Origin of the sequence: Mesorhizobium sp. M2A.F.Ca.ET.037.01.1.1 (assembly GCF_003998075.1) — a bacterium.
GTDB lineage: Bacteria > Pseudomonadota > Alphaproteobacteria > Rhizobiales > Rhizobiaceae > Mesorhizobium.
In genome coordinates, this window is sequence record NZ_RZSA01000440.1 from 1 (window position 1) to 5,164 (window position 5,164).

Sequence of the window (5,164 nt, forward strand, 5' to 3'; positions counted from 1 at the left end):
ACCTGGACCGAAGTGTGCAACGGTGCAGAATTTCTGGACCGCCGCGGCGCTTCCAAGTCACGGCATGGATCCTCGGGTCTGCGCGCGTCGCTTCGCTCCTTGCTCCGCCCGTGGATGACGATCGCGACAGGCGTCTCGGCCAATCGCCAAGGCCGTGGCATCCGTTCCGAGGGGCGCGGTCGATTGGGGTCGTCCAGACGCGACGCGCCTAGCACCGTTTCATATGCAGCACGTCGATGCTGATCTCACCGCCGGACATGCGCCCATCCAGCACCTTTTCGAGGTCGTTGCGATTGTCGGGCTTAAGGACCTCCGGCAGGTCGAGCGCCGTCAGGGCCTCGTCGTCGAACTCGATCGGCGCCCCGTAGAGCTGTGATACCTCCATCACCAGGCTTTCGATGTCCTCGCGGGCGATGTTCTCGGCCAGATGATCCAGCCTGATTTCTTCGGAAATTCGGATGATGTTGACGATACCCTTGGTCCACAAGGCCTGTTGCACCTTGTGGTGGGCGTCGTCGCGCAAGCGGATTGAAAATCGTCGGAACATGGACTGCCTCCTTCCCTGGAGGTTATCCCTCGATTTCCACCATGCGCCAGACGGTCACGGAATGCAAGCAAAAAATTCAAAAAGCTATAAGAAAATCAATAAGTTAGCATAGAACAACAAATGTGGTTTCGGCCCATCGTTGGTATCGTTAGCCTGTGCCGTCTTTCACAGCTTGGTCATTCTTGACGTCCTATGCCACAAACCCTACTTCTACTCACAATGAGGCATTCACTCATTCGCAGCGTTTTTGTCTGTGATGGAGGCAGGCATGGCTGAGCTGGAACGGCCGCAAAGGTTGCAGATCATGCTGACCGAAGAGGAACTGGCGGCGCTGGAGAACTGGCGTTTCGAAAAGCGCATGCCGAGCCGTTCGGCCGCGGTCCGCGAACTTTTGCGTCGAGGGCTGGCGTCGGATGGGTTCCTCACGGCGAATGCGGGCGTGAAATCGCAGGATTTCGGCGTGATATCTGCGGACAGGCCGGCCGGCGATAGCCCCGGCGACAGCAAGCCGTAAGCGGATGCGATCCAGCGGATATGTTGCCTTGATTGCGGGCGGCCCTATTTGATGCGCATGACCGGTACAGGGGGGATCTTTCGTCCGAACGCCAATGCCGATGCTCGCCTCGCGGCGATCGTCGACTCTTCCTATGACGCCATCATCGGCAAGGACCTCAACAGCGTCATCACCGATTGGAACTACGCGGCCGAGCGCATGTTCGGCTACAGCGCGGAGGAGGTGATCGGCAAGTCGATTCTGATCTTGATCCCCGATCACATGCACAGCGAGGAAACCGAGATCATCGGCCGTATCCGCCGGGGCGAGGGCGTAGGCAGCCTTGAGACGACGCGCAAGCGCAAGGACGGCTCGTTGATCGCCGTGTCGATCACCGTCTCTCCCATCAGGAACAACGCAGGCGAGATCGTCGGCGCCTCGCAGATCGCCCGCGACATCACGTCCGCCAAGGAAAGCGAGCGCCGCATCCGGCTGCTGATGCGCGAGGTCAATCACCGCGTGAAGAACCAGTTCGCGGTGATCCTGTCGATGGTCAGGGAAACCAGCAAGCGCTCGACCGATCCGGCTGAGTTCGAGCAGATGATCCGCGCGCGCATCATGGCGCTGTCGCGCTCGCACGACCTTCTGGTGACCTCGGAATGGGCCGGCGCCAGCCTGTTCGACCTAGTTCAGGAGCATCTGAAGCCCTTCGGCCATGAGGAACGCATCTCGCTGTCCGGGCCGCTGCTGACGCTGCAGTCGAATGCGGTGCAGAATCTCGGCATGGCCTTCCATGAGCTCGGCACCAACTCCTCCAAATATGGCGCCCTTGCCGTCGACGGGGGCCATGTGGAAATCACCTGGAAGGTCGAGATGGGTCCGGACGCGCGGCGGCGGTTTCATCTTCTGTGGCAGGAGACGTCCGGCGCGGCAGGAATTGGGGTCGCTGAGAGGAATGGCAAGGAGAAGGGGGTCGCCGAACGAAAAGGGTTCGGCACGGTGGTGCTGCAGCGGGTGGCTCCGCAGTCGCTGAGCGGTTCTTCCAGCCTCGAACGCTCGGACGGCAGTTTGAAATGGGCGCTCGACGCGCCGCTCGAGGCAATCATCGTTCCGCAGCTCGGCGCCGATACCGACGGCGACATCGCCGTTTGAGCGTCGGATCGATCGCGGCGGCCGGCGCCAGCGTGATTTGCACCTTGCCGTCTGGCGGATGAGATCGGTCTGGGCGGGCCGCGGCCGCTCAGGCCCTCCTTGCAGCGCTGCAAAAGCGTAATTATATCAATCGTGAGCGTGCAATGTCCACGCGGATACAGTTGCTTTGGTCAAGCTCCATGGAGGTTGTCATGGCAATGATGGAAACAAGAAAGAGCCTGGACTGGATTACTCTGGTCCTCGCGATCTGCCTCTTCATCTCACCCTGGGTTATCGGATTCACCGCGGCGATGGTGCCCGCGTGGAACGCCTGGATCGTCGGCGTTCTGCTCGGCGCGCTGGCGCTGGCGTCGCTTTCGGTGTTCGCCGAGTGGGAAGAATGGGTCAGCGCGGTCCTCGGGCTCTGGCTGATCGTGTCGCCCTGGCTCCTGGGCTTTGCGGCTGACACGAATGTCATGACCACGCATGTCGTCCTCGGCGTGCTGGTGGTCGTGGCATCGGCCTGGGCCGTCTGGGACTTCCGTCATCCTCACGCGCATGCGTGAGCGGTGATCGGTCGGGAGCCCGCCGCGCGAGCGGCGAGCTCCTCGAATTTTGATCTTCTCGGGCATGGGGTAAGGCGGCGGTGTTGCGGCTTCACGCAATTGCTGCAACCGGAAACCTTTTCGTGCATTCTTGGGAATGGTCTCGATGCTCCACCCCGATATCCCCGCCAAATGCTGCTCCTATTGCGGCGGCCGCGACCATGATTTCGAAGAATGCCCGAAGCGCAAGGCCGACGCCGAGAAGGAAGAGGCGGCGCGGGTGGCCAGCTCCAAGCCTCCGCTCGCCAGCGGGCGCTATGGCAGCCCCCCGCCCCAACGTAAGTGACCGGCGCCCGTTGCCTGTTGGGGTGGATTTCCCGGCGCCGGCCCGGCGAATCGAAGTTCGCCGCACCATCAAAGTGAGCTGTCTGGGCGGGCTCCGCGACCGCAAATTCTGCCAGTGCACAGGCTTATTTTAGCGTTGCTGCATCTTTTTTAAGTGACGTTCAGGGCCGCTGGCCAGATCGGCGGGCGGTCTTTAGTGAAGGGTTATCGGTCGCCATCGACGATCGCCGAACCTTGTTAGCAAGCCGGCTCTCAAATTTTAATGCGGCTGCTATCCCTTCGTCTCACAATGGCACATGTCGAATTACAGGTTCGAGGTCATCCGAAACGGGCAGTGCCTGGGTGATGCCTGGGTCGATCTCGGCAGTTTGAGCGAGATGCGACGAGAAGCGCTCAAGGCTCTGCACGACATCGCCGTCGACGAAATGGCTTCAAGCGACTTGGATGAAACGGTGACCGTGGCCGTCCATGATGAAGTCGGCAGGCCTGTCTATTCTGCTACGCTTAGCGTCTCCCAGACGCTGCCAGCGATCCACCACGTCGGTCGCTAGCCAGCGCCGGGTTGCTTATTTTAGTTGGGACTAACAAAAGTTATCGCCAAGCCTCGCACAGCCCGGTCATTGTTCGAGCTCTCCGCTGCCCTGAAGCGGAGGATGGGAGGAGCCAGCCTTTAGCTGGCGGGCAAAAGGCAGGCCACTTGGCCCGTTGCGCGGACCGCAGGCTGCTGCGACGGGCCAAGGTGGTCTGACCCAATAAAGGCGGCCCATGTCGCCTGCTTGTTGGCCTTTCCGACCTACGCATAGCCCTGACTTTTTCTGGGACGATCGAGGACCGGGCGTTGAACCGGTCTATGATCGCGACGGAGGTGCGCGGGTGGCGGATATCATCTCAATCAGGATAGGTGCGCGGCCTGCCGGTCGGCTTTCGGCGGCACGCTTGCGGCTTTGCGCTTTCATGGCGATCGCGGGCTTCATGATCGCCGGCCCGGCCGCGGAGCAGGTCTTCGGGGTACAATCGCCGTGGCTGCGTTCCTGGACCATGTTCAGCGCGATCGGGCTGGACGTCATCGACGCTTCCTTCGAAATCCGCGGGCCCGACGGCGCGCTTGTCCCGCTCGACCGTTTCGGGATGCTCGGCGCGCCCCGCAACGGCGGGCTGAAGTGGATCCAGAACCGAGAGGACCTGGCTTCCGTCATCAAGCGGCTCTGCACGGTCGCAGGGCAGGGCGCCGACATCCGTGTCCGCGCCCGGCTGGGCACGCGCGGCGGCTGGCAGACGATCCATACCGATGCCGAAAATGCCTGCGCCGACTGACGCCATCGCCGACTGGCGTCCGACGCCGGCCATGGCGGCGCGCTTCGCCGCCTGGGCGGCCGGCACGAAAGGCTCGTCGCGTTCGTCCGCGCTGATCCGCATCGGCCTGGCGATGCTGTTCTGGTCGCGCTGGGCGGGCGAGCTGCTGCTCTATAGGGACCAGTCGCCGGCCGGCCTGTTTCTCGCCGCCAACTTCTTCCTCGCCACGATCCTGCTCTTCGTCGGCTATCACAGCCGTCTCGCCGCCGTCTGGACCGGCTCGGTCGGGCTGGCGATGTATTACTACTTCGGCTTTGATCTCGGCCGCGAGCCCTGGACCCACCACCATGCCTATCTGCTTGCCGTCGCGGCGCTCCTGATCGCGCTCACCCCTTGCGACCGCTCCTATTCGCTGGACCGCTATTTGGCGGTGACGCGGGCCGAGCGCTTGGGCGTTCCGCCGCCGGCGGAGCGCGGCAATCTGTGGGGGCTGCGGCTGATCGTGGTGCAGCTCTCGGTGCTCTATTTCTTCGCCGCCTTCGACAAGTCGAACCACGCTTTTCTGAGCGGCGCGCGGCTCGAGCAGATATTCCTCTGGTTTTACGCCGGTTCGGACTATCCGTCCGGCCTTGCCTGGCTTGCCACCATCGTGTCCGTCGCCGTGGTCGTGCTCGAATATGGCCTTGCCTTCGGCCTGCCGTTTCGCGCCACGAGGCGCTATCTGGTCCTGCCGGGCCTGGCCTTCCACGCCATCATCTATGTGACGCTGCCGGTCTACACGTTCAGCGCCACCATGGCGTTGCTCTATCT

8 protein-coding genes are annotated in these 5,164 nt (G+C 62.4%); 7 read left to right on the forward strand and 1 reads right to left on the reverse strand.

Going from position 1 to position 5,164, the window contains the following annotated elements:
- Positions 1-208: 208 nt before the first annotated feature.
- Entirely contained in the window at positions 209-547 is a 339-nt protein-coding gene (locus tag EOA27_RS20840) for a hypothetical protein (RefSeq protein WP_126083249.1), read from the reverse strand.
- A gap of 268 nt (positions 548-815) precedes the next feature.
- Between EOA27_RS20840 and EOA27_RS20845 the strand changes: the two genes are divergently transcribed.
- The 7 genes from EOA27_RS20845 to EOA27_RS20875 form a co-directional block, all read left to right on the forward strand.
- Positions 816-1,061 carry a hypothetical protein gene (locus tag EOA27_RS20845; RefSeq protein WP_126083248.1) on the forward strand — a complete coding sequence of 82 codons (246 nt, stop codon included), beginning with the start codon at positions 816-818 and terminating at the stop codon, positions 1,059-1,061.
- 51 nt (positions 1,062-1,112) lie between these two features.
- Complete coding sequence (locus EOA27_RS20850) at positions 1,113-2,192, forward strand: PAS domain S-box protein (protein WP_245467110.1); 1,080 nt, start codon at positions 1,113-1,115, stop codon at positions 2,190-2,192.
- Positions 2,193-2,383: 191 nt separating this feature from the next.
- Positions 2,384-2,737 (forward strand): SPW repeat protein, encoded by a 354-nt coding sequence (locus tag EOA27_RS20855; RefSeq protein WP_126083247.1) that lies wholly within the window; start codon positions 2,384-2,386, stop codon positions 2,735-2,737.
- Between the two features lie 145 nt (positions 2,738-2,882).
- Positions 2,883-3,062, forward strand: coding sequence for a hypothetical protein (locus EOA27_RS20860; protein ID WP_126083246.1), 180 nt, complete (start codon positions 2,883-2,885; stop codon positions 3,060-3,062).
- A 295-nt stretch (positions 3,063-3,357) separates the two neighbouring features.
- Positions 3,358-3,612 (forward strand): hypothetical protein, encoded by a 255-nt coding sequence (locus tag EOA27_RS20865; RefSeq protein ID WP_126083245.1) that lies wholly within the window; start codon positions 3,358-3,360, stop codon positions 3,610-3,612.
- 403 nt (positions 3,613-4,015) lie between these two features.
- The gene (locus EOA27_RS20870; RefSeq protein WP_127257040.1) at positions 4,016-4,375 is read left to right on the forward strand and encodes a hypothetical protein; all 360 of its coding nucleotides are present in this window, start codon (positions 4,016-4,018) and stop codon (positions 4,373-4,375) included.
- Positions 4,359-5,164, forward strand: an 806-nt coding sequence (locus EOA27_RS20875) for an HTTM domain-containing protein (RefSeq protein ID WP_189562070.1), incomplete at its 3' end; no start/stop codon positions are given. The genes EOA27_RS20870 and EOA27_RS20875, both read left to right, overlap by 17 nt.